The organism is Bacillus sp. S71, from assembly GCF_016625265.1.
Lineage (GTDB): Bacteria > Bacillota > Bacilli > Bacillales > Bacillaceae_G > Bacillus_A > Bacillus_A cereus.
In genome coordinates, this window is the sequence record NZ_JACVUW010000010.1 from 106,010 (window position 1) to 131,224 (window position 25,215).

The following is a 25,215-nucleotide window of genomic DNA, read 5'->3' on the forward strand; positions in this document are numbered from 1 at the left end:
ACACCAAAAGTTCCTTTCGCCGATTTGAACCACATTCATTTAATATAAACCTATCTGTATTTTCACATGCTTTTCTAATCCCTCTATTATCCATTTGATAAAATAAAATCCTAATATTACCAATAATCAAATAAATATTTCTACATATTCAAGATATTTACATAAATTACAAAAGTGATACATTTAAGTTGTAAGCTATATAAACTATTAAAGGGGGATTTATTATGTTCAAGAAATTAGTAGTAGGGGCAGTAGCAACAGGTATTGCATTAACAGGGGGAATTGGTGCAGCTTCAGCTGATACGCAAAAAACTGTGAGCTCTCCGAAGCAAGCAACATGCTCAATTCCTTATGAGTATTCTAATGGTAAATTCAAAAGAACTCTTTATTACTCAAATGGAGTATATGCTAATAGTTTTAATGAAAATGTTTGTGGCGGGACGATTACGTGGTACTTAAAACATGTTCAAAATGGAGTTGCTTTTTACGAAGGTAATTTAAAATAGTAGATTTTTTGAACCTCATTTATTGAGGTTCTTTTATTTTTAGTTTTTAAACTGATTCTTTATAAAAAAGACACCCTAAGGTGCTTTTTGCGATTTGATCCATTGTAATATGGTATTAAATTCCAGTCTGATTATTATTTTACCACGTTAAGTAGTTTCGGTTATTGAGAAAAAATACAACTCATTGTTTGAATGCAAAAAAGCCCTAGGGGGACTAGGACTTTTTGCTAGAATGAATAAGATTTAAAAAAGGACTTATATAACGTAACATATGAATGTTTCGTAAATGTATCAAAAAAGTGAACAAAAGCGTTAATTTTAATAAAAAAAGCTCCGCGATAAAAGCTACGGAGCTTCATAAGGTCGAGTTATGTCGTACTCACAAGGGATTTTAACATGAATGTTGTGGTAAAAATACTGGTAAATTTATCCCATAAAACGCCCGCTGATTAGAGTTTCACTTCATTCGAAGGAATTTATGTTTTATAAATTAGATTATAATAGTTGATATTCTCCATATTGACCAGAAAAGAACTAAAAATTCTAGTGAAATTCCAAGTGTTCGTTTCCTAGTTTTTTGAAATTCTTTTATTAAATAGCCAACAGCACTAATTGCTATAAGAATGAAAAGAATAAGTTCGAGTGTAACTGGCATTTTATCTACTCCTAATACATTAATTTGTTATATAGAGATTATAAGATATTTTTGCGGCTAGTGGTGAAAAATTTAATAAAACTATCTCTATTGTACGTAAAATTTCTGCGTATGTTTTTAGGAAACAAATTTTAGAAAAAGATAACAAAAACCCCACTCCTCGTCGCCGGCGGAAGCAAAAGGGTGGGTTTCGTAAAAAATAAATGAGTCCTAATGGATATAATGTACAAAAGAAAAGAGGCTTTCTTATGAAAGGATAGACTTTCATGTGTCATCACTATTAATAATGATGTGTTATTTTTATATAGAAACGAATAAGGAACAGAACAAGTTATAGTTTAAAGGGATAAAATGGTGGGATTGTATTGAGAAATTTTTTTGAAACAACAATATTCAGAAAATTAAAAGTTTTACTGGAAGATTTTTGTTATTATGTTAGTAATCTATAGACAAAGGAGAAGGGGCTATATGAGTGTACATGTAATAAAAAAGGAAGAAATCAATTTACTTTTACATGAGTGGTATAGAGAAATTCGTTCACAGAATTTCTCTAAGGCAAAGGAATTAAAACAAAGTATTGATACAAAAGTTAATAGTATGGAAGAAGATCGAAAGAATACAGAGTTTTATTCACTTGTAGATTTTAGATTTAAAATGTTAAGTGCAGAGTTTTATCCCCATCAATCTGACATATCTAAGAATGATTTAAGAAAAATGAAGTTAGATGAAGCTCCATCAGATGAATCTTTATTATATTATTACCATTTCTTTAAGGCTTCTCATGCTACAGTAAACGGTGATTTTAAAGTGGCTGAAAAGCATTATGGAATAGCAGAATCTTTGTTGGGAAATATTCAAGATCCAATCGAAAAAGCAGAATTTAACTTTAAGCTATCAAGCTATTATTATCACGTTTGCCAGCCTATTTTAGTAATTCAATATGCAACTAGAGCAAGGAATACATTTGAAGGGCTGTACGGGTATAGCAGGAAGGTGGCAGCATGTGACAATGTTCTGGGTTTAGCATGTGTAAAGCTAAATGAATTTGAACAAGCAGAAGTTTATTTCATGTCGTCTCTGGATATTTTGAAAAAGCAGAATGAAGAGGAGCTAATGTTACGAGTTCGACATAGTTTAGGGGTTATGTATGCAGAGCAAAACCTATCTGATTTAGCACTTCGTTACTTATCAGAAGTATCACAAAAAATTCCGAATCACTTTAGAGCGATTTTTTTGGAAGCTAGAGAGAATTTAAAGTTAGGAAAGACAAAGCTTGCAGCGTCCTTAATTGAAAAAGGATTAATAATTTGTAATGAACTGGAACAAAAAGAATATGAACATCATTTTACAATTCTAAAAGAAATGAATGAGAATGTTTCTGCTGAAGAATTAGAGTTAGCCATTTCTAAAGGAATTTCTTTCTTTAATGAAGTAGGTTTATGGCAATATGTCCAGGAATATGCTGAAAAATTAGCGGTTAAATATCATGAAGAAGGAAATTCAATAAAATCTAGTGAATACTTCTATTTAGGATATAAAGAAAAAGAAAAAGGTTTTCAGAAAGGGGCTTTAAAATGAAAAGGATCATCAGCAGTTCAATTGGATTAATAATTACGGTCATACTATTAAATGGAGTAAATGTTTCAACGGACCAATCAAAGGTCAATACAACAAGTGTTATACAATATACGCATGGAGAGCCGTGGGGCTGAAGAAATATTGAAGTATAAAGAGTTGTTAGATCGAAGGATGATTACCGAAGAAGAGTTCTAAGTGAAGAAAAAGTAACTAATAAGTATATAGATGAAACGCTCAGATGAGCGTTTTTTTATTTATATATTCGCAAGTAAAATAACATAATATCACTATGAATCCTTATAACAATATGAATTTTTGCATATTTTAAAATTCAATATATCCCTTAAAAACTTTTAATTGTATAATATATTTTGTCATATTTTTAGATTTTTCGACATAAACCAACAAAAATAGAGAACGTATTGGGAGAAGACATTATGTATACAAAACTATTAAAATCAATTACATCATTATCACTTATTGGTGGTGCGTTGTTATATACAAATGGCAGTGGTGTGAAGGCTGCTGAAGTGGGTGTTTTTTCTGATGTGCCGACATCACATTGGTCATATCCTGCGATTAAAGATTTAGCGAGTAAAAATATTATTTCCGGTTATGGGAATGGGATATTTGGTTTTGGAGATGTTGCGACAAGGGAGCAAGTTGCGGCTTTAATTTATCGAGTGTTAGTACCGAATAAACAAGGCGGTTCGTTTAGTAATGATGGAACTCGTTACGTATTAAAGGATGGGTCTACGTTTAAAAATCCTTACGGTGATATTAATCAAAGTTCTACAATGTTTCCAGAAGAGGTATTAACTTTAACGAATTTAGGAGTTTTTAAAGGGGATGAAAATGGTCAATTTAGACCGAAAGCTTCTGTGAGTCGTGCGGAAATGGCACAAATTCTTACAAATGCTTTCCATCTTGCGGCAAAACAAAAACATACCTTTAAGGATGTTCCAAATCCATTTTGGGCAGAAAATGCAATTAGTGCAGTGCAGTCAAATGGAATCGCAGATGGCACAGGGAACGGGAATTTTGAACCGTATGGCACAGTAACACGTGAACAGTATGCGCAGTTTTTATATAAAACTTTAAAATATAAAAATGCCGATGTGAAAGATACAGGAGATGCTGCATTATTAACAGCGTTTAAAGAGGAAGTACAAAAGCGTATTAATACATACGAGACAAATATTACACTTCCATATAAAACGAAAAACAATAATACAAACGAAGTGATGAATACACTTTTTAACGCATATAAAGAAGTTGCAAGTAAAAATGAGTATACAAATAATAATAGATCGAATGTTTCATATGGACTTTCTGGATCACCTGGAAATTATACATTTACGCTTAAGATTACATATCGTGAAACGAAAGAACAGACGGAATATGTCATGAAACAAGCGAAAGCAATCGTTTCTTCTATTACTCAAGTTGGAATGGATGATCACGAAAAAGTGAAGGCGATTCATGATTACGTAGTAAAACATGTTTCTTATGATACGTCTTATAAAGCTTACACAGCATATGAAGCACTAGTAAATCGTTCTGCGGTTTGCCAAGGTTACGCACTATTAACGTATCAATTATTAAAAGAAGCAGGAATTGAAAATCATTTCGTGACAGGAACTGGGGACGGACAACCTCATGCTTGGAATTTAGTGAAAATCGAAAACAAATGGTATCACCTTGATACAACATTCGATGATCCGGTTCCAGATGAGCAGGGCCGTGTCACGTATTCGTATTTCAATTTATCAGATGAACAAATCGCAAGAAATCATGAGTGGAACCGCGGAGACTACCCGCAAGCTACAACGAATTATTATAGTACACTGACAAACAAAATTGCGGCAGGTAGTACGAAAACGCCTGCATATCAGCAAATATTAAAAGATACAAAGTTAAACTATTTAGGAACTGAATATATCGCAAACAACTATACCGAATTAAAAAATAAAATGCAGCAGCGCTATAGTGCGAAACCAGAGAAAATTGAAGTGCTGTACAAGCAATCAATGAATGGTGCACTGCAAGATGTGAAAAAGGCAATTGGCGAAATCGATTATCCGCAAGGGGCAAATCGAGTTTCTTATAAAGCGGAGCCTTACAATGCGAAAGAAGGGTATTCTTTAGTGACGATTACGTTTACGTATTAAGAATGAGAAAAAGCATCTGTTTCAGATGCTTTTTTTTATTATATTAATTCGACAAAATATGACAGATGAAAGCGAATTGGTCTGTTATGATAATTTTTGAAATTTTACATTTTGGAGGATTAATCATGGATAAAAAGAAGATTTTTGCTGCGTTAATAGGAATTGTAGCCTTATTTATAATTATTAATGTAGTTGTTACGAAAGAGAAAACGACATCAACCAGTGAAAAAATGTACTCTGAGAAAGAATATAATAAATTAGTAGATGAACATTTTGAAGAAACGCAAAAGTTGAAAAGTGATATGAGTGTGTTAGAAACTGAAAAAAAATCTCTTGATGAGCAAGTGAAGAAGTTAAAAGATGAGTTAGCGAAAAAAGAGCAACAAGTAGTACAGCAGCCGGTTCAGCAAGAACAACCAAAGCAAGAGCCACAACAACCAGCGCAGCAGCCGGAAAAGAAAGAAGAGCCAAAACCGGAACAACCTACTGGAGCATTCGAAAACCCTATGAAAAGCATAAACAAAACAGAGGCAATGAATAAAGTAAAAGAAAAAGCGAAGCAAGATTTCCAAGATGATTATATGACACAAAACTTTGTTGCGGAGGAACAATCAAAAGCATTTGATTTCTTAAACAGTATTGAAATTAAATCACAAGAAGAATTAAATGTAATGAAGAATGCATTGAAAGATTTTTCTAACGACTTTATGACCGCGAAGTTTGTTTATGAAGAGCAAATGAAGGCGAAGAATAAGCAAGGATAAAACAAAAACGCTATCTTTTAAAAAGGTAGCGTTTTTGTTTTGGGTTATAAAGTTATTCCTACATTTGACACATACAGTCTGACTGTATAAAATGAAACTATTCAGTTGAACTATATAGTTTAGCTATATACTTATCGTTACATTGGAGGTCTTTATGAATAGAGATAAAAATTTACCATTAACGGAAACAACGTATTACGTTCTTTTAGCTTTGTTAGAGCCAGCTCATGGATATTTAATTATGCAAAAGGTGGAGGAACTGAGTAATCATCAAGTGAAAATCGCAGCGGGTACATTGTATGGTGCGGTTGAAAATTTATTAAAACAAGGGTTAATAGAATCGGTAAAAAGCGAAGATAAACGAAGAAAAGTGTATGTCATTACGGAACGCGGGAAAGAAGTATTGCATTTAGACTTTATGAGAATGCAGCACATTATTGCGGTTACAAAAAGTTTATTACACGTATAGTTAGGGGGAAACGATGATGTGGAGATTGAAATTCTTTTTAGATTTTGAGAAAGAGGAAAAATGGTTAGAAGAGATGGCTTGGAAAGGCTATCAACTAGAAAGCAATACATTTGGTTATACATTTAGATATACAGAACCAGAAGATGCGACGATTAAAATAGACCATAGAGTATTTAGTAGAAAAAGTGATTTTATTAATTACTGCACATTATTTGAAGATAGTGGCTGGGAGCATATAGCTGGTAATCGGTGGTCAGGTACGCAATATTTTAAAAAGGTAGATGAAGAAAGTGAAGATGACATTTTTTCAGATCCAATGTCACGGGCAGGGAAGTATAAGCGTCTATCTAAAACATTTTTAGAATTAGCGATATGCTCTATACCAATATTAATCCTATTTATGTTTAATAACACGATTAACTTAGGAGCACTTGTAAATCCGAAAGAACTATATTTTACGCCAGGACTATGGGATAAACAAGGCGTAGCATTTTTATGGTCATTTTTATTTGAAACGCCATTCGCATTAATGAGAGGGATTGCATGCTTGTTTATCCCTGTTGCGATTAGTATGTATTTAGTTTTCTCATATAAAGCGAATCTGTTGTATGAAGAGAGAAGATAATAGGAGAAATCCCCTTAAAGTAGATGCTTTGAGGGGGGGATTTGTAAATGACTCTTTTTAAAATAGATATGAGCTTAGAGAAGGACAATGGTGTATTGGAGGTCACCATATCAAAAAAAGAAAATTGTACGTTTAGACGCATTTTAAATACAAAATAACCGATTCCTTATACGTTAAGAAACCGGTTATTTATTTCCCTACTTCTTTAGAGAGCTTTTTCTTATAATGGTCTTAAATCATAAATAAAAGATAGAGTAAAAACTATATAAGAAATAAATGTCACGAAAACAAGAAAACATATAAACTGAGAATTAGATACATATTGTTCTATTCTTTTTTTCATGTTAATTCGTATTATTTTTCAAATGTGAAGTATCAATTGGAATTTCAGCTTTCCAAGATCCAATTACTTTTCCAATTCTAGTTATATTTACATCTAAAGTAAGGGGCTGTTTAAAATCGTCTTTTCCTCCAGGAACTATAACAAATGTAGCGACACCTTCGGGTTTATCATTATCACGAATGCCCACTTCATTTAATTTTTTACCTGCTGCCATAAGTTCAAAAGGAAGACGATCATCTGAATCATGGATAAATGATAGTCTCCCATCATGCTTAATCTCAGGGTTTTCTTCTTGTTGCCCATTAATTTTACCATCACTTTCGAGATCTAATCCTGATGTATCAAATTCAAATGGTACTAAATTTCCGTCAGCTTTTTCCATTCTATAATGAATTGATATACGTGAATCTGCGATAAATAATTCTTTGAGATGTACAGTAATACCTTGATCTGTAATTTTTTCATCAATAGGAATATATTTACCATTCTTCATCATATCTTGTATGACACCATTTTCATCTCCTATTCCTTCATTTACAACTTTATCATTTGTAATTGCATCAGAAAAATATGAAGCAACATTTGTAGCCGCTACTTGTACTTGTGGAATCATTGCTGTTGTGAAAAGTGCTGCTGCAGCTACTGCTGTATAAATAAAACGTTTTGATTTTTTACTCATGTTTGTAAAAAGTCCCTTCTTTTGTTGTTTTTTGTGATTTATATTAGAAACATTGTCTAACTTGGAACGACTTTCAAATGTTTTCCATGCTTGTTCTATATCAATTTTGATTTCTTGTGGTGAATTTGCAGATTCTTCATCTAGCATTACGTTTTCCCATTGATTTAATTTACTAATTTCTATTAATAAATCTTGGCATGCTTCACATGTATCTAGGTGCTTTGTGAATTCCTTTCTTATATCATGAGAAAGTTCTCCATCAATATATGTTTGAATAAACCCGATATCATAACATTTCATTTGTTATGCCTCCTCCATTTGTTTATAAATCTTGCGAAATTTCATTTTGGCTCGGACCAATAATGTTCCAATAGAAGATATTTCAATTTGAAGTACTTCTGCAATTTCTTTATATTGAAAACCTGAGAATTTCATTAGTAAAAGGGTTCGTTCTCGATCATTCATTTTATTTAATATCGTTTGGACTTTTGTAATTTCTTCTTTTCTTATCCAATCATCGTCTAATGATGAAACATTTTGTACTTCATGGTATTGTATTTCTTTATCAATCTTCGCTTGCTGCCTTTTTTCAGATCGAAAATGGTTATAGGCTACATAAGTAGAAGATTTAATCAACCATCCAGGTATGTTTTCAATTCCTTTCCAATCGCTACGATATAATTGTAAAAATACTTCTTGTGCTAACTCTTCAGCGATAGATTGATCTTTAACGATCCAGATGATTTGTTTCACAGCGTAAGCATAGTACTGCTTAAATAAATCTTCAAAGGTCATATTAGAAGCATGACTTTCTTCATTTTCTATGGTTAACATGTTCGTTTAAACCTCACTTTCAATTTGATACCTGTACTATAGAGAAACCAGAAAAACAGATTTTGTGACAGTTTTTCTGGATATTTTTTTATATTTTTTATTATGTACTAAAAAAAGCATTCATCTGATTAAAAAGATAAATGAAAACATAAAAACTATAACTCTTACAGTAGTTGTTTATTAATGTACAAGAAAACAGTTAGTTTGTTGCCAAATTGTATCTAAACGTACGATTTTCTTTTTTCTAAATGAGAGTCTTGCCTTAAAGAAGATGAAAAGTTAATGGATGATTACCATGAATATATAGATAAAGTTCATCCATATATTTGTAGAAAGGAGGAATTCAAATGAAGAGAGATGATAATAAGATTGGTCACTTTATATCTGAAAAAGGAAAGGAAGATTTTCAAATTGCCTACGATGAATCAATGGCACTCCTTCCAAAACCTAACGAAACGAAAGATATAAAAACTAAATATGGCACAATTCGTGCTTATTACTTTACTAAAGAAGAAAACAAACATAAGGAACCAATACTCTTACTCCCTGGACGCGGTGCATCTACTCCAATGTGGGGCCCAAATTTAGAAGGGCTAAGGGAGAAAAGGCCTGTTTATACGATAGACTTACTCGGTGAACCTGGAATGAGTGTGCAAACGAAGGTGATTGAAAACCAAAAGCAACAAGCAGAATGGCTAAATGAAGTAATTGAAGAATTAGGTTTAGAAAAAGTGCATATCGTGGGTGTCTCCATTGGAGGTTGGACAACAATGAACTTGGCCAGATATAATCCTGAGCATATTGCTACGGCTAGTTTATTAGATCCAGTCTTTGTATTTGCGCAAATATCCATAAAAATGATTCTGGCATCTATTCCAGCTTCCGTTCCTATTGTACCTAAGTTTTTAAGAGAAAAGATGTTAAGCTATGTTTCTGGAGGAGCGGAAACAAATGACGATGAGCCTATCGCTAAGTTAATCGAGTCAGGTATGCGTAACTATAAACTGAAAACGCCAGCCCCTGATTTATTTAGTAAAGAAGACTTAAAAAATATTGATATTCCAGTGCTTGCACTTATAGCTGAAAAAAGTACAATGCATAATTCGGTAAAAGTAGTTGAAACTGGAAAAAATACGTTAAAGATATTGATATAGTTAATTGGAAAAATGCATCTCACGCAATCAATGGTGAGTTCTCTAACGAAGTTAATGCTAGGATTCTTGATTTTGTAGGAAAGCATTCTAAGGATAACTAAATTGAAGGTGGAAAATATGTTGTCATAACAACTTCATCTCTATATAGCTATTTAGGGGGGGTATTTTTGCACATGTTAAAATTTTAGCTTGATGGGCATGGAACATGCCCACAATGTATAGTTTCCTTCTTCTATTTTCATGAATATGTATAATTACATAAAATTTCAGTGAAAAAGAGAGTATACTTTCGTATTGTGTAATAAAGATAAAGCCCGCCTACGGAAATAGGTGGGCTTTTTTTACTTATAAAGAAAAGACAACCTGTAAGGTGTCTTTCTTCGATTTGAAACATTTTACTAGGTTAAGTTTTTGTGATAATGAACTCTTTTAATTGGAATGAACCTACGCAGTACATCACTTTATTCTTAAGCATCATTCTCAACAAAAGTGAAGATTTTCATTATCTTTTTAACTACAAAGGGTAATAATTTAGAAGCTAAAAATGCAAGTACGAAAGCAATTCCCCATGTTTTCATCCATGATTTGAGAAATAAAGCTGTATATCCAACATTCATTGAAACCATGACGAAAGAGATAATACTAGATATACCTAAAATCATAAAGATATTAAAAATTATTGGTTCGAATTTTTTATTGATTTTCAAAATTAACACCTATTTTCTATATATGCTTTGCTACCCGATTTCACCAACATCTAATCTTACAGTTTGAAATCTAGGTTGTCCAGTTTGTTTTACTTTTCTGCAATAGCAATATTATATGGAATAGAGTTTCACCATATTGCTATTAAACTAAAATTTTAAGATTGCACCTAAACGAAATTTATAGTATCGAAGTTCATTATGGAGGGGGATGTAATACTACATCTTACACTTAAACTGCACATTGCGTATTTTTTATGAAGAAAAGACACTCATATAAAAGTGTCTTTTCCGATAGTTTTTTAGCAGAAGCAAGCAGCTCCAACGATGATTAATAAAATGAACAATACAACTAATAAAGCAAATCCTCCAGCGAAGCCACAGCCACCACAACTACCACCAAAGCCCATAACAGTTCCTCCTTTTAATAGGAAGGGAAAACCAAGGGATCACTCATGTGTTTTAACGGATTCCATTTACTTTATGCTTTTACGAATGAATGGAGCAGGTCCTTTTCAAAATAGATTTATCCCGCTATTTGTCGGGGAGTAAGACCTCGATTGATGAGGGCAGAATAAAGTTGCACTTTATTCTTAGAAGGAATTCAAAGGCAAAATAGGAGAGTCTATATCATTCTTTAAAAGCGAATAAATGAAAAATAAAATATCCAAAAATATAGATAGAAATCCGCTTTTATACCTTTCAATAAAAGAATACTAGCATTATATATTATAAGGAATACTTGTCCTTAATTGTAAATGAAAGGGGGGAATTGGTATGAGTTATGGCTATGGTCACCCTCCAAAAAAATGCTGTGAACATCATAATGAAACTTTATCAACGGGTATATTACGTAGACATTCCGCTACGTTATTTCTTACTGTGGATGCTATGAATGTTGATCCTGACGATACTCGTAGAGTAACTGTTGAAATGTTTGATTGGTCATCTGGTTCTCCGGTATTGTTACCATTAATAGACCCTTCAACGCAAACATTGCCACCTAATCGATATGTTACTTTTCGTTCAGCAGCTCTTCCTCCAGCACTTTTTGCTTATGAAGTAAGAATCATTCGTCCGAAAGATAGAGATGTTGTTACGAATGTTTTTGGTCTTAGTGCAATCGTATTTAACCCACAAGAAGGAAATAATGTTTTACAACATGATTTAGCAAAATTAGACCTTAAATAGCTTTTATAAAAGTCTATTTATTGAGCATGATTAAAAAAAGAGTAGGATGTAATCCTACTCTTTTTTTTACGTTAACTAGAATTTTAAAAGAAATCCTTCATCATTTTAGCATCTTTAATATTCACTATCACACCTTCTACCTTATCTTTCTTCTCATTTTTAGCGATTGTAATTTGTTCCTTATTATCAACCCATACAAGAAATTCTTCTTTTGAGTCATCTTTATATGTAACGGTAATAGTAGAATGTGCAGATTCTCTCTTTTTTTGATCTAAAGTGATTGTTTTAGGTGTTCCATTTTGAACTGCTGAAACGATAGATTTTATCATTTCTTCGTTATCTGTTTGAGATTTGGAAGTAGTATGATTTGTTGTTTTTAGTATTTCAATGTCTGAAATATTTGCGGAGTTTAATTGAAAGGTATGTTGTGTGTGTTCTTGCTTAACTTGTGAAGCTTTATCTGTAGCCGAGGTGCTTGTACAACCTATTAAAGTGAAAGATAGAGCGGTTAGAGCGCATATAGATATGATTTTTTTCATAGTATCCCTCCTTGAATTTAATTGTAACAATTTTCTGTTAATTTAGGTAGTTATTGTAAGGGGAAGATGTTTTAAAGTGGTAAATGATGTTGTTCATTTTCTATTAAAATTAAAATTCACATAATTTTTTTCATATTTTATGTTTAACATTTCGAAAATAGGTGTACTACATATAATATAACAAATAATTCATTTTAAAGGAGGAAGTTAAAGATGGAAACGAAGTATAGTAAACCTTTTGTATATGAATTTATTACGGAGAAAGAGGTCATGAATGCGGCGAATGATCTAGTGAAGAAAGGAATAGAACAAAAAGATATTTACGTGTTAACACATGAGAAAGAGAGGACAGATAGAATCGCAGATAATGCAGACGTGAACACGATTGGAATAAAAGAGGAAGGACTTGGGACAAGCATTATTAACGTCTTTCAAAAAACGGGAGATCAGTTAAGAAATAAGATGCAGGAGTTAGGGCTTAATGAGGAAGAAGCAAACTTCTACGAAGAAAAGCTAGATGAAGGGAAAATCTTGTTATTCGTTAAGGATTTAGAAAGAGTCGGTGAATGGTTACACGAAAGAAGATGCATGTATTCTATTTAATTTTGTACCCTTTACATCTATAAATCTATTACGAAAAGGAGATGGGAAATATGAGTGAGAGCGGGCTGAAAGAACAAATTACTGGTAAAGTTGAAAAGAAAAAAGGGCAATTAAAAGAAGGAATTGGTGAAGTTACAGAAGATAGAGAGTTGAAAAATGAAGGGAAGTGGGAGAAGACGAAGGGAACTATAAAAGAAAAAGTCGGAAAAGTGAAACAAAAGATAAGTGATGGATTGGATAATAAAGAATAATACATGTTTATCAAGCTTTGGTTAAACACCAAAGCTTGATAAATCCAATATAAAACGAATATAGGAGGTTTAATTGTGGGACTTATTATTACGTGTATTGTAGGTGGACTTATTGGTGCGTTAGCTGGAATGATTACGGGAAAAGACTTTCCTTTAGGTATAGTTGGTAATGTGATTGCTGGTTTGATTGGATCTTGGGTAGGTAGTGCATTATTTGGTCATTGGGGTCCTGAATGGGGAGGCATTTTTGTTCTTCCAGCGTTATTAGGTGCAATCGTCTTTATTTTAATCGTTACATTCTTCTCTAGAATGCTACGGAAAGCGTAAGTATGATAATGAATAGTAATCTTAAGTTTATTATATATAACTATAAAGTGAATGAACTGATAAATATACATAAAAAAGCATCCAATTAAACTAATTTGGATGCTTTTTTAATGTAATCTGCATAGGAATAAGCGGGGGATGAAGGCCCCCACTCATTGAAATTACACTTTTTATTATGTATTAAACCATCGTTACTTTTTCACAATTATTTATTCTTACGACCTGCCTCGGTTCTATATGAGATAAGTCCTCGCTATTACCTATATCAACTACAATTGTATTTGTTAGTATGTTAATAATGGAACCAACTAACGTTGTAGCATGATCGTGTCGATAAGAAAATTGAACAAAATCTCCCTTTTTAAAGTTGTGCTCTTCCATAGATAGATCCCCCTAAAAATAATGTTTATACATTATACATACACAAATTTATAAGGTTTAAACATTCGGTAGTATTTTTTAAGTGTTAAGCCGAGAAAGGTGTAGAAAATTTATTTATAATGAAAATAAAAAAATATGTTTAAACCTAATTTTTATGGGTAATTAAATAGTAAAAGTTTGAGATAAGGGGGCGGAAATGATGAATTTGGAAATAAATATTTTGCAAAATGATGTAGGTTATACGGTACAACTTAATGGTGAGATTGATGCGTATACGGCATCAGATTTAAAAAATAAGGTAATGCCTATTACAAGCGAAAAAGAGGTTCATATCGTAGTAGATTTTCATAACGTAGATTATATGGATAGTACTGGTTTAGGTGTTTTTATAGCGCTATTAAAAGCAGTTAAGAAAAATGATGGAAAACTAGAGTTTATCGGTGTATCTAAAAGATTAAAAAGATTATTCGATATTACAGGGTTAACAGAAATATTAAATTTGAATTCCGATTTTGAAAAAGTAGAAAGAAGGTGACTAGGGATGATGGAGAGATTTGAAAAGATAGAAATGAAAATTCCTGCAAAGGCAGAATATGTGGCTATTATTCGTTTAACAATGGCTGGTGTTGCGAATCGAATGGGCTTTGCTTATGACGATATAGAAGATATGAAAATTGCTATTAGTGAGGCGTGTACAAACATTGTACAACATGCATACAAAGAAGACGTTGGAGAAATTACAATTGTCTTTGGGCTATATGAAGATCGATTAGAAATTATGGTTGCGGATAATGGGGTTAGCTTTGATTTTAATAACTTAAAAAGAAAAGTTGGTCCGTATGATATTAGTAAACCAGTAGAACATTTGCCGGAAAATGGTTTAGGTTTATATTTAATCAATACATTAATGGATGATATACAAATTATGCATGATGAGGGCATGACAGTTTTAATGACAAAATATATACAAAGAGAGCAGGTGGAGAATGATGGAAATCCAATCTCAACCTACAACTCTTACTAAAGAAGACGTTATTAAGCTAATTGCAGAATTCCAACAAAACCAATGTAATGAAGCGCAGGAAAGGTTAGTTGATCATTATAAAAATCTCGTATATTCCATTGCATATCGCTATTCAAAAGGCGGGCCGATGCATGAGGATATTATACAAGTAGGGATGTTAGGGCTCTTAGGTGCAATAAGAAGGTATGATTATTCGATAGGGAATGCTTTTGAGCCTTTTGCAATACCTACGATAGTAGGGGAAATAAAGAAGTATTTACGCGATAAAACTTGGGGCATTCACGTTCCAAGACGAATTAAAGATTTGGGCGGGAAAATTAAACTTGCGATAGAGGAGTTAACAGATCACCTGCAACGTTCACCGAAGATAATAGAAATTGCAAATCATTTAGGACTATCGGAAGAGGAAGTTCTAGAGATTATGGATGCGAAAAATAATTATCGAGTATCTTCCTTAGATGATGTAGTTGAAAATTCATCTGATGGAAGTTCGGTAGCGAGAATTGAATCTGTAGGTGAAGTAGAGCAAGGATATGAAGAGACAGAAAGGCGTCTCGTTTTAAAGGATATTTTTAACGTATTAAATGATACGGAAAAGAGTGTTATTCATTATATATTTGGAGAAAATTTAAATCAAAAAGATACAGGGGAACGGTTAGGTATTTCACAAATGCACGTTTCTCGTATTAAAAGACAAGCGATAAGTAAATTGAAGCAAGCCGCATTTTTAGATACATAAAAAATTAAAATAATTATGTTTAAAACATGAGAAAAGGGGTACTTATTAAGTATAGGAGGAGATATGAAAATGTCACACGATGTGAAAGAACTAATCGAAGGATTGAATGAAGATTTAGCAGGAGAATACTCAGCAATTATTATGTATAACCATAATGCAGCTACAGTTTCTGGTATATATAGACAAGTGTTAAAACCTTTCTTTGAATCTGAAATTAGTGATGAACAAGGACATGCCCTATATTTAGCGGAGAAAATTAAGACGCTAGGTGGTACACCTACTACGATCCCTTTACCAGTGAAACAAGTAGAAGATGTTAGAGAAATGTTAGAATCCGCTAGACAATCAGAATATGAAACAATTAAGCGTTATGAAACGAGAAAAGAACAGGCAGCGAAATTAAATATGACAGAGTTAGTTGTAAAACTCGAAGATATGATTGCAGATGAAACTAATCATATGGAAGAATTAGATCGTCTTTTAAATGATAAAGCAATGGTGTTAAATTAAAAGTAGAAATTTATAGAGTGAAAGAACAAATTCCTATTTCTAGGGGTTTGTTCTTTTGTTGTATAAATATGTTTGAGTAAGAAATTTTCATTTTGTAACTGAGTATGTAATACTAGAAAAATAGAAAATGATAATAGATTTACATTTTAAATAAGAAAAGGGGAAATAACTTGTGTCCATTTTAATTGTTGATGATAATCCGGTTAACATATTTGTAATTGAAAAGATTTTAAAACAAGCCGGATATCATGATCTTGTATCGCTCAATTCTGCACAAGAGCTCTTCGAATACATACAGTTTGGAAAAGATTCTTCCAGGCATAATGAAATTGATTTAATACTATTAGATATTATGATGCCTGAAATTGATGGACTTGAAGTTTGTAGGCGATTACAAAAAGAGGAGAAGTTTAAAGATATCCCTATTATTTTTGTTACAGCTTTAGAGGATGCAAATAAATTGGCCGAAGCTCTTGATATGGGGGCAATGGATTATATTACGAAACCTATAAATAAAGTTGAACTATTAGCACGTATGCGTGTAGCGTTACGCTTGAAATCAGAATTAAATTGGCATAAAGAACAAGAAGAAAATCTTCGGAATGAACTAGATTTAGCTACGCAAGTACAAAGAAACTTATTAAGTAGCCCATTAAGAGAAGATCATATAAAAATTGAAGCAAGTTACTTACCTTCATTTAAACTAGCTGGAGATATGTATTATTGGTATAAAATCGATGAAAATCGCTACGGTATTATATTATTAGACGTGATGGGACATGGTATATCTGCTTCATTAGTTTGTATGTTTATTTCATCTGTATTACGTGAAACGATTAAATCTTTAATCGATCCAGAACTTGTCATTAAAGACTTAAATAAATATATGACTCTTTTACATAATGAGAATGACGATATTCCATATTATTTTACAGCGATATATTTAGTAGTAGATACAGAAAAGAGAACGATTGAATATGTAAACGCAGGGCATCCTTCTGGATACGTTTTAGTTGATGAAACAAATATGGTTGAACTAAATCGCGGGAGTTGTGCCGTAGGATTTTTTGATGAAATAAAAGTTAAAAAGACAGTTATACCTTTTGAGAAGAACGCTCAAATATTATTGTTTACAGATGGTGTTCTTGAAGCAATTGCAAATGATGAATTTGAGTCTGAAGAGAAATTACGTACTTTTACAGAAAGAAAATGGGGAGATTTAGAAGGCGAGATAGAAGGGTTTTACAAGGAAGAACAAAAGAAAGCGCAATCAGATGATATGTGTCTAATTATGATACAAACAAATGCGAAATAAAAAGCGTATGAAATCCAAACAGAGGATTTCATACGCTTTTTATTGTATTTTTTGATAAATTTGTTCACTAGGATTAAATTGGGTATAATGCGGCATTATATTTGAAAAACGAAGAGTTTCTTTATTTCCTAAACATAGAAATCCATTGTGACTTAAGCTTTCATAAAATAGTTGCTGCACTTGATTTTGAAGTTTACTTGTAAAGTAAATTAAAACGTTACGACAAAGTATAATATGAAACTCGTTAAAAGATTGATCGGTTACTAAATTATGCTGTGCAAAAATAATGTTTTGTAACAGTGAAGGATTAAAATAAGCAAAACGATTATCTGTTGAATAATAGTTAGAAAATGCTTGTGTACCGCCAGCTTGTAAATAGTTTTTCGTATAAGTTTGCATTTTATTTAACGGGAGGATAGCTTGTTTTGCTTTTTCTAACACATTTGTATTCATATCTGTTGCGTAAATAACCGACTTTTCACTTAATCCTTCTTCGTGAAGTAAGATGGACATCGATAATACTTCTTCACCAGTTGCGCATCCAGCATGCCAAATTCTAATTTCAGGTTGCTTTTTCAATTCGGGAATAACATGCTCTCTTAGCGCTTTAAAAAAGGCAGGGTTACGGAACATCTCAGTTACATTAATCGAGAAATCATTTAATAACTGTTCTAAAACCCCTTCCTCGTGAATTACTTTTTCAATTAATTTTGAAATGGTTGGGATATTAGAGAGCTGCATTCGATTACAAATCCTTCTATAAATAGATGTGCGAGCATATTGGCGAAAATCAAATCCTGATAGTTTAAATACCGCTTCCAATAGTAATTCAATTTCTAAGTTCGTGCGCTCATCCGTATCTACTGATGGATCAAAATTATAATACTTATTTTCCACTCCAACTAAACCTCACTTATTTTATTAACCATACACTCATTACCGAATAGAGTTGATGTAGGTTTAATGGTTTACTTATATAATCTGAAGCGCCAGCAGATAAACATTTTTCCTTATCATTTGGCATTGCTTTAGCAGTTAATGCGATAATAGGTATTTCATGTAACCCTAAGTTCATTCGGATATTTTCCATCGTTTCATAACCGTCCATATTAGGCATCATAATATCCATTAAAATAAGGTCAATATTTGTATTGCTTTTTAGTATTTCTAAACACTCTATGCCGTTTTGGGCAGTAATAATGTTGGCGTTTTGTTTTTTTAATGCATTTTGTAACGCAAATATATTTCGATGATCATCATCGACAATTAAAATTGTTTTCTCTTGGAAGACGTTATTTGTTTCGGTAGTAACGATAGTTTCTTCAACAACTTCAGCAGGAATAACATCTTCTATCGTTGCTGCGACTTCTAAATTGGAGAACTGTATATCATGTAATCCATTTGGAAGGTTAGGAATATATACCGTGAAAGTACTACCTTCTCCTACATTACTCTCTAACGTAATCCAACCACCTAACAATCTAGCAAACTCTTTACAAATAGATAAACCTAATCCTGTACCACCATACTTTCGAATCGTTGCTCCATCTGCCTGTTGAAAGGCTTCGAAAATAAGTTGATGCTGTTCTTTAGCGATACCAATACCAGTATCTTTTACTGAAATTGTAATCCAATCTTTACTTATAGACTGCATATCATGACTTAAATTGGTTGTTTCTATTGAATCGAAATGTAAAGAAACGGATCCTTTTTCCGTGAATTTAAATGCATTGGATAATAAGTTTTTAATAATTTGCTCAATCCGTTTTGCATCTGTATAAAACAGATCAGGAATCGTATCACTGTCTTCAATAGTAAATTCGACATTTTTTTGTGCAGCTATATGTAAAAAGTTTTGATGCATATTGGCTGCCATGTCACTTATGTTCGTTGCTTCAAAAATGATGTCTAGTTTGCCTGCTTCTACTTTAGATAAATCTAGTATGTCATTAATTAAAGTAAGTAAGTCTTTCCCTGATGAATGAATGACAGTTGCTAGTTCAATTTCATCATCCGATAAATGATTATCATGATTTTCTCTTAACATTTCAGATAATAGTAAAATACTATTTAACGGTGTGCGTAATTCATGTGACATATTTGCTAGGAACTCAGATTTGTATTTTGAGCTGCGTAACAACTCGCTTGCTTTTTCTTCTAATTCTGATTTGGTAATTTGTAAGTCAGCTGTCTTTTGTTCAGCTTCTTCAGTTCTAGACTCTAATTGTTCATTCGTTGTTCGTAATTCTTCCGCTTGCATTTGTAGTTCTTCCGCTTGCGTTTGTAATTCTTCTGATTGAACTTGTAACTCTTCTGTCATTGCTTGTGATTCATGTAAAAGAGTTTGAATTCGCATACGTCCTATAATGCTATGGATTGTTAAACCTAGATTATCAATAGTTTGTTGAATTAAATCTTGATGTAAGTCTGAAATCTCAGTTACACTTACTAACTCCATTACTGCAATCACCTCATCCTCAAATAAGATAGGGATGACTAGTAGATTTTTAGGACGTATTTCTAATACTCCGCTAGTGACATAACGAAACTCTTCGGGTATGTCACTGAGAATAAAACTTTTCTTTTCTAAGGCAGACTGTCCAATGAAACCTTCACCCATTTTAATGGATTGTTTTCCAATATCAGCACCTTGATCGGCGAAAGAAGCTTTTTTCACATAGTAGACAGTTTCTTCATATTCTTCACGTACATAAAATGCACCGCAAGAAGTTTGCGTTTTTTGTATGATGCCACTAAGAATTTTTTTACCTAACATCTCAATAGAAGATACACCTTGATACATTAAAATTAATTCTGCAAGCTCAGTTTGTAACCACTCTCTTTTTGATATTTCGTCTAGTAGGTGATTTGTTGTATGAGCAAGATCTTTTATTTCATCATGTGTATTTACATGAATTCTTTCCGTAATTTTTTCTTTAGAAGAAATGGATTTAATAGCTTGAATTACATTTTTAATCGTTTTTGTAATGGAATTCGAAATATAGAGTGAAACGATAATAGAAATAAAAGAAAGTAAGAACAATAAACTGTATAACCAAATCTCTAATTTATTATTTTCAGTATCTAATTGTGCAGCTCTTTTTTTCGTTAGTTGCTCCTCAGTGTTACGGAAGTTAGTTAGCTGTGATTGTAATGACTGAATTTGAGTCGTGTCGATTGTTTGTACATTATTACTATTATTATTTGCAATGAGTGGGTGAATCTCTTTATTAATCCAACTAGTAATGTTTTCGTTAATCTGTTTTAATTTTTCTTGCTGAGAGGGATTATCCTCTAATAAAGCAAAAAGATCTTGATAATGTTTTTCGTAATCCTTTTCCGCAGAGTTAAGGGATTGCACGTAAGTAGGGTTATTAGAAATGATAAACCCTTTCGCTTTATTTTCAATTGTTAGTAACTCTTTCTCCACTTGATTCGTTAAATTGAGAACTTTAAAATCGTGATCAATAATAAAATTACGAGATTTTTGTAAGCTGGAAATCTCATTGTTTAACATAATGAAAGAAACAAGTAAGAACAAAATGATAACTAAATAACCAGCCATAATTTTGTAGCGAATACTAAATTTTGCTTTCGAGTTCATTAAAAATTCCTACCTTCAAGGTTATTAAAACTTTTCTATTTTAAAGAATGAAAAACGTAATATATATTATATCAGTTTTCATAAGGTCAAACTAGAAATCCCCCTATTGTATTAGGGGGTTCTTTTTTAATAGAGGAAATCATTTTGAAATATAAAAACATATATGAAAGGTAGTAGACGAGGGAATAGAGGATAACAAACATTCTAAGAAGGGAAGAGTGTTTTTAAAGCTCTTTTTGCATCTATTCCTTCAAAAATAAATAATACAAGATCTCTCTTTTTTACAGTAAGGAAAAAGGATACTAGAGTGCTTAAGTTTTTAATAGAAGTAAGTGTTCCGTGTTTACTTATAAATAAATTCGTTTGAAATGTTGTCATTAAAGCATAAAAATGATGAATCTGCGTTATTGTAGGTGTTTCATTATAAGAAATAGTAGTAGAGTGAATGGCGTTCATCGTAATATTCCTTTCCATATAGTAAGCATAACAATATAAACATACCCGTTTTAAAAAATGTTAAACATATAAATAAGAAAAAATATAATTATAGTTTTTTACGTTTAGAAAAGGTTAGGAAGGGTATACATATACTACAAAGAGATTGACTGAAGATGAATTGTAAGATGTCTATGTTTAGTAGATTAGTCTATCAAAATATACTTTTACTTTAAATAAAAAGGAGCCTGGTATACATGAATGAAATGATGATTAATATTACATTTGATTTAATTTACTTGTTAAGTAGTTCACTTGTAGTGCTTTTACTATTCGCTTTTTTCGTAAATGGTTATGTTAATAAGAAGATTAGTGTATACAGAAATGAAGAAAAATAAAGATACATTACATAAAACTTTAGGAGGTTAATAGTTATGAATGTAGATAGAAAAATAGTAGGTGTTTTTAGAACAATTGATGATGCGGCACTCGTTATTAATGAATTAAATGATAAAGGATATTCAGCAGATAACATTTCAGCTATTGCGAAAGATCAAAAGGAAATTGAACATCTAGAAGAAAAATCGGGTGAAAAAGTGAATAGCGAAACTGCACATAAAGCAGATATCTTTTCAGCGACAGGGCTTGTAGCTGGAGGGGTAGCAGGCGGGCTTGGTGGTTTATTAACAGGTCTTGGTGTACTTGCCGTTTCTGGAATGGGTCCAATCGTAGCAGCAGGACCGATCGCAGCAGCTATTGGAGGAGCCGGTATTGGCGGTGGAGCTGGAAGTTTAATAGGGGCATTTATCGGCTTAGGAATCCCTGAAAACCATGCTAAGAAATATGAAGAGTATATTTACGATGGAAATATATTAATTTTAGTAGATGCAAAATTAGATGATAAGTTAGAAATCTATAAAATATTTGATAAGCATAATGCCTATAACTCTGATTTCTTTAAATAAAATATAAACAAAGTGAATATCGTTTTTTGATCTTACAATTTTGGCGCGGCCGAGGAGTCGTATGACTATAAGAGAGGAAGGGCTTATAGTAAAAGATCAAGTTCTATCATGTTATTTAAAAGGGAAGAGGTGCCTTTTCGTGATTGTAAAAATATTAAAGGATAGCAGTAATAGTTTCCTTTGTACAGTTCAAAATAAAAATGGAGACCAGTATGTGAAAAAATGGTTTAGTAAACATGAAAATAACAAAGAATTAGGGCGACCAACTTTTAAAGAAGTAGAAAAGGATTGGAAAGAAAATAGAGAATCGTTTATGTATCCCAATATTAAAGCACTTTATTAAAATTAAACATAATGCGCGCTTTATTATTACAAAACTGTCACATTCCTGTAAGGTAATTCAATGGATTAGATACTTTTTCCATGTCATAATAAAGACATAAGAAAGCTTATTAAAACTACAATTTATTAGGAGAGTGTCAGTCATGATTGTAACAACAACGTCTGGAATTCAAGGTAAAGAAATTATTGAGTATATCGATATTGTAAATGGTGAAGCTATTATGGGTGCAAATATTGTCCGCGATTTATTCGCTTCCGTTCGTGATGTTGTCGGTGGTCGTGCTGGTTCTTATGAAAGTAAGCTAAAAGAAGCTCGTGATATCGCAATGGACGAAATGAAAGAACTTGCAAAACAAAAAGGTGCGAACGCTATCGTTGGTGTTGACGTAGATTACGAAGTTGTTCGTGATGGAATGTTAATGGTTGCTGTAAGTGGTACAGCTGTACGTATATAAGTAAATAAAAAACAGGCTCCCCCCTTGAAGTTTATGCTTTGAGGGGGTTTTTTGTTTTTAAGTTGTAGAAGTAAACTCCAGTTGCAAGGGTAAAATGAAAAAGAGACAGTGATGCTACATATATGTAGTGTGAGTGCAAACTTTATAATAAATAATAAAGTTGTTATTTGAGATGATGGAAGAATTAGTGGTATAAATAACTTTATAGATAATAATCAAAATAGAGAAGACAGAATGTTCATGGATGGAATGGTTAAGGGAATTTTCCAATCTGTAATAAAAAACGGAGGTACTGAGAACGTTTTACAGATGTCTACTACATAAAATTTATAATGGATTGGGGGCAATTTTTATGTTTTGGTTAGGATGTTTTTTAGGATACATTGTAGGTTCTGTTATTACATGTGCGCTACTTTACTTTGGATATAGATCCAATGAAAATAAAAAAGCGGATATGCAAAAAGGGGAGGAGAGAAAAATCAAGAAAAGAGGTGTATAGTAGGCGAAAGGTAAGGTGATAACATTGATGCAAAAATAAAGGACAGTTACATATTTCATATGATTACTATGTACTGTCCCGCTTATTCCTTTTGGATTAACAAAAATTGTTTCCTGTCTTGCTATAAAATTCATAGGCAAAAAAACCAAATAAATAGCCTATTCCGGATCCTAAACTAATTGAAAGCAGTGAGAAATCTGGGGAAAATATGCCGAAAATCAAACCGATTATACAGCCAAAAAGCATTCCTATAGGTATTAAACTATCTAATAACAGTTGAGCCTCTTTTGATTTTTTCTTACCCAATTTGCCATGTTTATATTTATGTTCCAATCTTTTTATTACAAATACTACAATTCCACCAACTATTACAACAGGCGCGATTGCCGTGATTAGCCACATGTGAAAATCTCCTTTCACCTTTTAATAGGATTATACCAGATACTTACAATTAGGTGTTCCTAAACGTACTATCTAGTCTATTTAAATGGCCAATCAAAAAGACTCCTTCAATTGTAGTCAATAACCCGTCAAAAAAACTTTCCCTTTCGTTTTCTCCGCAGATTGCACAACATCAACCGCCGCTTTCACATCCGCTAATCCATACGTAGAATGTACTGTCATAAAACGTAATTGCTTATTTTCCACTAAGCGAATTAAGTGACGAAACGTCTCCTGCCATTTATATGCGGACACATCTTTATTCCAATGTCGTAAATGAAATATGTTCGCGTGCACTTTTGCTTTCGTGACAATCTCTGCCCAGTTAACTTGTACACCTGATAGAAGCCCGATCGTTAAAAAGTGCCCGTTTGGATGTACTGAGAAAGCTAATTCATTTCCATCCGGTCCCCCGATAGAATCAATTGCAGCATCCGCGCCGAGCCCGTTCGTTAATTCCATAACGGTTTCATAAAGCGGGGTAGTGGAAGTATCGATTACATATGCAGCACCTAGGCGCAGTAACTCCTCTGTATGCTTATTATTTCTTGTCACGGCAATGAGTCGGAAGTTTAAAATTTGTGATAACTGCGCAAAAAGATGACCAATTGCGGATCCACAAGCATTCACTAATAAAACATCATTACGTTGTAAGTTTAGCGTTTCTGTACATGTAACCCACGCCGTAAGAGGATTAATATACATTTGTGCCGCTGTGAAATCATCGATGGAATCAGGAATAGGAACTACAAAGTCAGCTGACGTCTTCACATATTCTTGCCAAGTACCTTCCCCGCGTAACGGTAACACACGTTTACCGATAAGCTCTCTAGAAACAAAAGCTCCTACATCTTCTACAATACCAACACCTTCATAACCAGGTATGTTAGGTAACGGAATTCTATGAGCGTACGCTCCGGTTATTGGGATTAAGTCAGATGGATTAATCGGTCTAACTAGCATACGGACGAAAACTTCATTATCTTTCAGTGGTTCTATATTTTTATATTCAACTTGTAATACGTCTTTTGGATTGCCAAACTTATGAAATTGAATGTGTTTTCCACGCAAGATAGATGTTCCCCCTTAGTTTGATTGAGTTTATTATAGCA

At 32.6% G+C, this 25,215-nt stretch carries 32 protein-coding genes and 1 pseudogene; 22 read left to right on the plus strand and 11 right to left on the minus strand.

What is annotated here, in order from left to right; all coding sequences use genetic code 11:
- Positions 1–224: 224 nt before the first annotated feature.
- The 7 genes from IBT51_RS20305 (at position 225) to IBT51_RS20335 (ending at position 6,768) form a co-directional block, all read left to right on the plus strand.
- Positions 225–506, plus strand: coding sequence for an LCI fold-containing protein (locus IBT51_RS20305; protein WP_053565111.1), 282 nt, complete (start codon positions 225–227; stop codon positions 504–506).
- Between the two features lie 1,123 nt (positions 507–1,629).
- Positions 1,630–2,739, plus strand: a complete 1,110-nt coding sequence (locus IBT51_RS20310) for a response regulator aspartate phosphatase (protein ID WP_016082632.1) — start codon at positions 1,630–1,632, stop codon at positions 2,737–2,739.
- Positions 2,736–2,873 (plus strand): Phr family secreted Rap phosphatase inhibitor, encoded by a 138-nt coding sequence (locus IBT51_RS20315; protein WP_071731857.1) that lies wholly within the window; start codon positions 2,736–2,738, stop codon positions 2,871–2,873. Before IBT51_RS20310 ends, IBT51_RS20315 begins: the two co-directional genes overlap by 4 nt.
- A gap of 303 nt (positions 2,874–3,176) precedes the next feature.
- Complete coding sequence (locus IBT51_RS20320; protein ID WP_098851985.1) at positions 3,177–4,910, plus strand: S-layer homology domain-containing protein; 1,734 nt, start codon at positions 3,177–3,179, stop codon at positions 4,908–4,910.
- A 125-nt stretch (positions 4,911–5,035) separates the two neighbouring features.
- Positions 5,036–5,674, plus strand: coding sequence for a hypothetical protein (locus tag IBT51_RS20325; protein ID WP_141544826.1), 639 nt, complete (start codon positions 5,036–5,038; stop codon positions 5,672–5,674).
- A gap of 154 nt (positions 5,675–5,828) precedes the next feature.
- On the plus strand, positions 5,829–6,143 hold the full coding sequence (locus tag IBT51_RS20330; protein WP_001078063.1) for a PadR family transcriptional regulator: 315 nt from the start codon (positions 5,829–5,831) through the stop codon (positions 6,141–6,143).
- A 13-nt stretch (positions 6,144–6,156) separates the two neighbouring features.
- A complete protein-coding gene (locus IBT51_RS20335) occupies positions 6,157–6,768 on the plus strand; it encodes a DUF2812 domain-containing protein (RefSeq protein WP_023521327.1) in 612 nt (203 codons plus the stop codon).
- 344 nt (positions 6,769–7,112) lie between these two features.
- Here IBT51_RS20335 and IBT51_RS20340 read toward each other — a convergent pair whose 3' ends face one another.
- A complete protein-coding gene (locus IBT51_RS20340; protein ID WP_075720545.1) occupies positions 7,113–8,090 on the minus strand; it encodes a DUF4179 domain-containing protein in 978 nt (325 codons plus the stop codon).
- A 3-nt stretch (positions 8,091–8,093) separates the two neighbouring features.
- Positions 8,094–8,624, minus strand: a complete 531-nt coding sequence (locus IBT51_RS20345; protein ID WP_053565106.1) for an RNA polymerase sigma factor SigX — start codon at positions 8,622–8,624, stop codon at positions 8,094–8,096.
- Between the two features lie 347 nt (positions 8,625–8,971).
- Here IBT51_RS20345 and IBT51_RS20350 point away from each other — a divergent pair.
- Positions 8,972–9,879, plus strand: a pseudogene (locus IBT51_RS20350) (alpha/beta fold hydrolase).
- 366 nt (positions 9,880–10,245) lie between these two features.
- On the opposite strand, the gene IBT51_RS20355 reads toward IBT51_RS20350, so the two are convergent.
- Together IBT51_RS20355 and IBT51_RS20360 are read right to left on the minus strand one after the other, a co-directional pair.
- Positions 10,246–10,485 carry a DUF2798 domain-containing protein gene (locus tag IBT51_RS20355; RefSeq protein ID WP_000700210.1) on the minus strand — a complete coding sequence of 80 codons (240 nt, stop codon included), beginning with the start codon at positions 10,483–10,485 and terminating at the stop codon, positions 10,246–10,248.
- 299 nt (positions 10,486–10,784) lie between these two features.
- Positions 10,785–10,892: a YjcZ family sporulation protein gene (locus IBT51_RS20360; protein ID WP_000505670.1), complete on the minus strand. Its 108-nt coding sequence runs from the start codon at positions 10,890–10,892 to the stop codon at positions 10,785–10,787.
- Between the two features lie 367 nt (positions 10,893–11,259).
- Between IBT51_RS20360 and IBT51_RS20365 the strand changes: the two genes are divergently transcribed.
- The gene (locus IBT51_RS20365; RefSeq protein WP_000120208.1) at positions 11,260–11,673 is read left to right on the plus strand and encodes a hypothetical protein; all 414 of its coding nucleotides are present in this window, start codon (positions 11,260–11,262) and stop codon (positions 11,671–11,673) included.
- A gap of 83 nt (positions 11,674–11,756) precedes the next feature.
- Here IBT51_RS20365 and IBT51_RS20370 read toward each other — a convergent pair whose 3' ends face one another.
- Complete coding sequence (locus IBT51_RS20370; RefSeq protein ID WP_053565104.1) at positions 11,757–12,212, minus strand: hypothetical protein; 456 nt, start codon at positions 12,210–12,212, stop codon at positions 11,757–11,759.
- Between the two features lie 213 nt (positions 12,213–12,425).
- Here IBT51_RS20370 and IBT51_RS20375 point away from each other — a divergent pair, with 213 nt between their 5' ends.
- The 3 genes from IBT51_RS20375 (at position 12,426) to IBT51_RS20385 (ending at position 13,393) form a co-directional block, all read left to right on the plus strand.
- Complete coding sequence (locus tag IBT51_RS20375; protein WP_016125605.1) at positions 12,426–12,815, plus strand: YflT domain-containing protein; 390 nt, start codon at positions 12,426–12,428, stop codon at positions 12,813–12,815.
- A 50-nt stretch (positions 12,816–12,865) separates the two neighbouring features.
- Positions 12,866–13,066, plus strand: a complete 201-nt coding sequence (locus IBT51_RS20380) for a CsbD family protein (protein ID WP_053565102.1) — start codon at positions 12,866–12,868, stop codon at positions 13,064–13,066.
- 75 nt (positions 13,067–13,141) lie between these two features.
- The gene (locus tag IBT51_RS20385; protein ID WP_000522903.1) at positions 13,142–13,393 is read left to right on the plus strand and encodes a GlsB/YeaQ/YmgE family stress response membrane protein; all 252 of its coding nucleotides are present in this window, start codon (positions 13,142–13,144) and stop codon (positions 13,391–13,393) included.
- Positions 13,394–13,573: 180 nt separating this feature from the next.
- Here IBT51_RS20385 and IBT51_RS20390 read toward each other — a convergent pair whose 3' ends face one another.
- Positions 13,574–13,774, minus strand: coding sequence for a hypothetical protein (locus IBT51_RS20390; RefSeq protein ID WP_029442044.1), 201 nt, complete (start codon positions 13,772–13,774; stop codon positions 13,574–13,576).
- 196 nt (positions 13,775–13,970) lie between these two features.
- Between IBT51_RS20390 and rsbV the strand changes: the two genes are divergently transcribed.
- The 5 genes from rsbV (at position 13,971) to IBT51_RS20415 (ending at position 17,362) form a co-directional block, all read left to right on the plus strand.
- A complete protein-coding gene (gene rsbV, locus IBT51_RS20395; protein ID WP_002106052.1) occupies positions 13,971–14,309 on the plus strand; it encodes an anti sigma b factor antagonist RsbV in 339 nt (112 codons plus the stop codon).
- Between the two features lie 6 nt (positions 14,310–14,315).
- The gene (gene rsbW / locus IBT51_RS20400; protein WP_003269702.1) at positions 14,316–14,798 is read left to right on the plus strand and encodes an anti-sigma B factor RsbW; all 483 of its coding nucleotides are present in this window, start codon (positions 14,316–14,318) and stop codon (positions 14,796–14,798) included.
- Positions 14,761–15,537 (plus strand): RNA polymerase sigma factor SigB, encoded by a 777-nt coding sequence (sigB, locus tag IBT51_RS20405; protein ID WP_015055091.1) that lies wholly within the window; start codon positions 14,761–14,763, stop codon positions 15,535–15,537. Before rsbW ends, sigB begins: the two co-directional genes overlap by 38 nt.
- Before the next feature lie 69 nt (positions 15,538–15,606).
- Positions 15,607–16,047, plus strand: coding sequence for a ferritin-like domain-containing protein (locus tag IBT51_RS20410; RefSeq protein WP_000017755.1), 441 nt, complete (start codon positions 15,607–15,609; stop codon positions 16,045–16,047).
- 172 nt (positions 16,048–16,219) lie between these two features.
- Positions 16,220–17,362 carry a fused response regulator/phosphatase gene (locus IBT51_RS20415; RefSeq protein WP_064532751.1) on the plus strand — a complete coding sequence of 381 codons (1,143 nt, stop codon included), beginning with the start codon at positions 16,220–16,222 and terminating at the stop codon, positions 17,360–17,362.
- 39 nt (positions 17,363–17,401) lie between these two features.
- Here IBT51_RS20415 and IBT51_RS20420 read toward each other — a convergent pair whose 3' ends face one another.
- The 3 genes from IBT51_RS20420 to IBT51_RS20430 all read right to left on the minus strand — a co-directional run bounded on the left by IBT51_RS20420 (position 17,402) and on the right by IBT51_RS20430 (position 21,422).
- On the minus strand, positions 17,402–18,259 hold the full coding sequence (locus IBT51_RS20420; RefSeq protein WP_000429043.1) for a CheR family methyltransferase: 858 nt from the start codon (positions 18,257–18,259) through the stop codon (positions 17,402–17,404).
- Positions 18,260–18,275: 16 nt separating this feature from the next.
- Positions 18,276–20,966, minus strand: coding sequence for an ATP-binding protein (locus IBT51_RS20425; protein ID WP_200458628.1), 2,691 nt, complete (start codon positions 20,964–20,966; stop codon positions 18,276–18,278).
- A gap of 204 nt (positions 20,967–21,170) precedes the next feature.
- Positions 21,171–21,422 carry a hypothetical protein gene (locus IBT51_RS20430; RefSeq protein WP_200458627.1) on the minus strand — a complete coding sequence of 84 codons (252 nt, stop codon included), beginning with the start codon at positions 21,420–21,422 and terminating at the stop codon, positions 21,171–21,173.
- Between the two features lie 236 nt (positions 21,423–21,658).
- Here IBT51_RS20430 and IBT51_RS20435 point away from each other — a divergent pair, with 236 nt between their 5' ends.
- The 5 genes from IBT51_RS20435 to IBT51_RS20455 all read left to right on the plus strand — a co-directional run bounded on the left by IBT51_RS20435 (position 21,659) and on the right by IBT51_RS20455 (position 23,662).
- Entirely contained in the window at positions 21,659–21,799 is a 141-nt protein-coding gene (locus tag IBT51_RS20435) for a hypothetical protein (protein ID WP_001004571.1), read from the plus strand.
- A 36-nt stretch (positions 21,800–21,835) separates the two neighbouring features.
- Positions 21,836–22,366, plus strand: a complete 531-nt coding sequence (locus IBT51_RS20440; protein ID WP_200458626.1) for a general stress protein — start codon at positions 21,836–21,838, stop codon at positions 22,364–22,366.
- Positions 22,367–22,505: 139 nt separating this feature from the next.
- Complete coding sequence (locus IBT51_RS20445; protein WP_000635853.1) at positions 22,506–22,709, plus strand: DUF4028 family protein; 204 nt, start codon at positions 22,506–22,508, stop codon at positions 22,707–22,709.
- A 142-nt stretch (positions 22,710–22,851) separates the two neighbouring features.
- Positions 22,852–23,163 carry a YbjQ family protein gene (locus IBT51_RS20450; protein ID WP_000637511.1) on the plus strand — a complete coding sequence of 104 codons (312 nt, stop codon included), beginning with the start codon at positions 22,852–22,854 and terminating at the stop codon, positions 23,161–23,163.
- 352 nt (positions 23,164–23,515) lie between these two features.
- On the plus strand, positions 23,516–23,662 hold the full coding sequence (locus IBT51_RS20455) for a hypothetical protein (RefSeq protein WP_176545690.1): 147 nt from the start codon (positions 23,516–23,518) through the stop codon (positions 23,660–23,662).
- 96 nt (positions 23,663–23,758) lie between these two features.
- On the opposite strand, the gene IBT51_RS20460 is transcribed toward IBT51_RS20455, so the two are convergent.
- Both IBT51_RS20460 and IBT51_RS20465 read right to left on the minus strand, forming a co-directional pair.
- Positions 23,759–24,064 carry a hypothetical protein gene (locus tag IBT51_RS20460; protein ID WP_098679616.1) on the minus strand — a complete coding sequence of 102 codons (306 nt, stop codon included), beginning with the start codon at positions 24,062–24,064 and terminating at the stop codon, positions 23,759–23,761.
- A gap of 117 nt (positions 24,065–24,181) precedes the next feature.
- Positions 24,182–25,177, minus strand: coding sequence for a zinc-dependent alcohol dehydrogenase family protein (locus IBT51_RS20465; protein WP_080497259.1), 996 nt, complete (start codon positions 25,175–25,177; stop codon positions 24,182–24,184).
- Between the last annotated feature and the right edge of the window lie 38 nt (positions 25,178–25,215).

Excerpts from the sequence above, each read along its gene's own strand:
- IBT51_RS20305 (WP_053565111.1), top strand. The coding sequence starts at position 225 with ATGTTCAAGAAATTAGTAGTAGGGGCAGTAGCAACAGGTATTGCATTA.
- IBT51_RS20310 (WP_016082632.1), top strand. The coding sequence starts at position 1,630 with ATGAGTGTACATGTAATAAAAAAGGAAGAAATCAATTTACTTTTACAT.
- IBT51_RS20315 (WP_071731857.1), top strand. The coding sequence starts at position 2,736 with ATGAAAAGGATCATCAGCAGTTCAATTGGATTAATAATTACGGTCATA.
- IBT51_RS20320 (WP_098851985.1), top strand. The coding sequence starts at position 3,177 with ATGTATACAAAACTATTAAAATCAATTACATCATTATCACTTATTGGT.
- IBT51_RS20325 (WP_141544826.1), top strand. The coding sequence starts at position 5,036 with ATGGATAAAAAGAAGATTTTTGCTGCGTTAATAGGAATTGTAGCCTTA.
- IBT51_RS20330 (WP_001078063.1), top strand. The coding sequence starts at position 5,829 with ATGAATAGAGATAAAAATTTACCATTAACGGAAACAACGTATTACGTT.
- IBT51_RS20335 (WP_023521327.1), top strand. The coding sequence starts at position 6,157 with ATGATGTGGAGATTGAAATTCTTTTTAGATTTTGAGAAAGAGGAAAAA.
- IBT51_RS20340 (WP_075720545.1), bottom strand. The coding sequence starts at position 8,090 with ATGAAATGTTATGATATCGGGTTTATTCAAACATATATTGATGGAGAA.
- IBT51_RS20345 (WP_053565106.1), bottom strand. The coding sequence starts at position 8,624 with ATGTTAACCATAGAAAATGAAGAAAGTCATGCTTCTAATATGACCTTT.
- IBT51_RS20360 (WP_000505670.1), bottom strand. The coding sequence starts at position 10,892 with ATGGGCTTTGGTGGTAGTTGTGGTGGCTGTGGCTTCGCTGGAGGATTT.
- IBT51_RS20365 (WP_000120208.1), top strand. The coding sequence starts at position 11,260 with ATGAGTTATGGCTATGGTCACCCTCCAAAAAAATGCTGTGAACATCAT.
- IBT51_RS20370 (WP_053565104.1), bottom strand. The coding sequence starts at position 12,212 with ATGAAAAAAATCATATCTATATGCGCTCTAACCGCTCTATCTTTCACT.
- IBT51_RS20375 (WP_016125605.1), top strand. The coding sequence starts at position 12,426 with ATGGAAACGAAGTATAGTAAACCTTTTGTATATGAATTTATTACGGAG.
- IBT51_RS20380 (WP_053565102.1), top strand. The coding sequence starts at position 12,866 with ATGAGTGAGAGCGGGCTGAAAGAACAAATTACTGGTAAAGTTGAAAAG.
- IBT51_RS20390 (WP_029442044.1), bottom strand. The coding sequence starts at position 13,774 with ATGGAAGAGCACAACTTTAAAAAGGGAGATTTTGTTCAATTTTCTTAT.
- rsbV (WP_002106052.1), top strand. The coding sequence starts at position 13,971 with ATGATGAATTTGGAAATAAATATTTTGCAAAATGATGTAGGTTATACG.
- rsbW (WP_003269702.1), top strand. The coding sequence starts at position 14,316 with ATGATGGAGAGATTTGAAAAGATAGAAATGAAAATTCCTGCAAAGGCA.
- sigB (WP_015055091.1), top strand. The coding sequence starts at position 14,761 with ATGATGGAAATCCAATCTCAACCTACAACTCTTACTAAAGAAGACGTT.
- IBT51_RS20410 (WP_000017755.1), top strand. The coding sequence starts at position 15,607 with ATGTCACACGATGTGAAAGAACTAATCGAAGGATTGAATGAAGATTTA.
- IBT51_RS20425 (WP_200458628.1), bottom strand. The coding sequence starts at position 20,966 with ATGAACTCGAAAGCAAAATTTAGTATTCGCTACAAAATTATGGCTGGT.
- IBT51_RS20430 (WP_200458627.1), bottom strand. The coding sequence starts at position 21,422 with ATGAACGCCATTCACTCTACTACTATTTCTTATAATGAAACACCTACA.
- IBT51_RS20435 (WP_001004571.1), top strand. The coding sequence starts at position 21,659 with ATGAATGAAATGATGATTAATATTACATTTGATTTAATTTACTTGTTA.
- IBT51_RS20440 (WP_200458626.1), top strand. The coding sequence starts at position 21,836 with ATGAATGTAGATAGAAAAATAGTAGGTGTTTTTAGAACAATTGATGAT.
- IBT51_RS20450 (WP_000637511.1), top strand. The coding sequence starts at position 22,852 with ATGATTGTAACAACAACGTCTGGAATTCAAGGTAAAGAAATTATTGAG.
- IBT51_RS20455 (WP_176545690.1), top strand. The coding sequence starts at position 23,516 with ATGTTTTGGTTAGGATGTTTTTTAGGATACATTGTAGGTTCTGTTATT.
- IBT51_RS20460 (WP_098679616.1), bottom strand. The coding sequence starts at position 24,064 with ATGTGGCTAATCACGGCAATCGCGCCTGTTGTAATAGTTGGTGGAATT.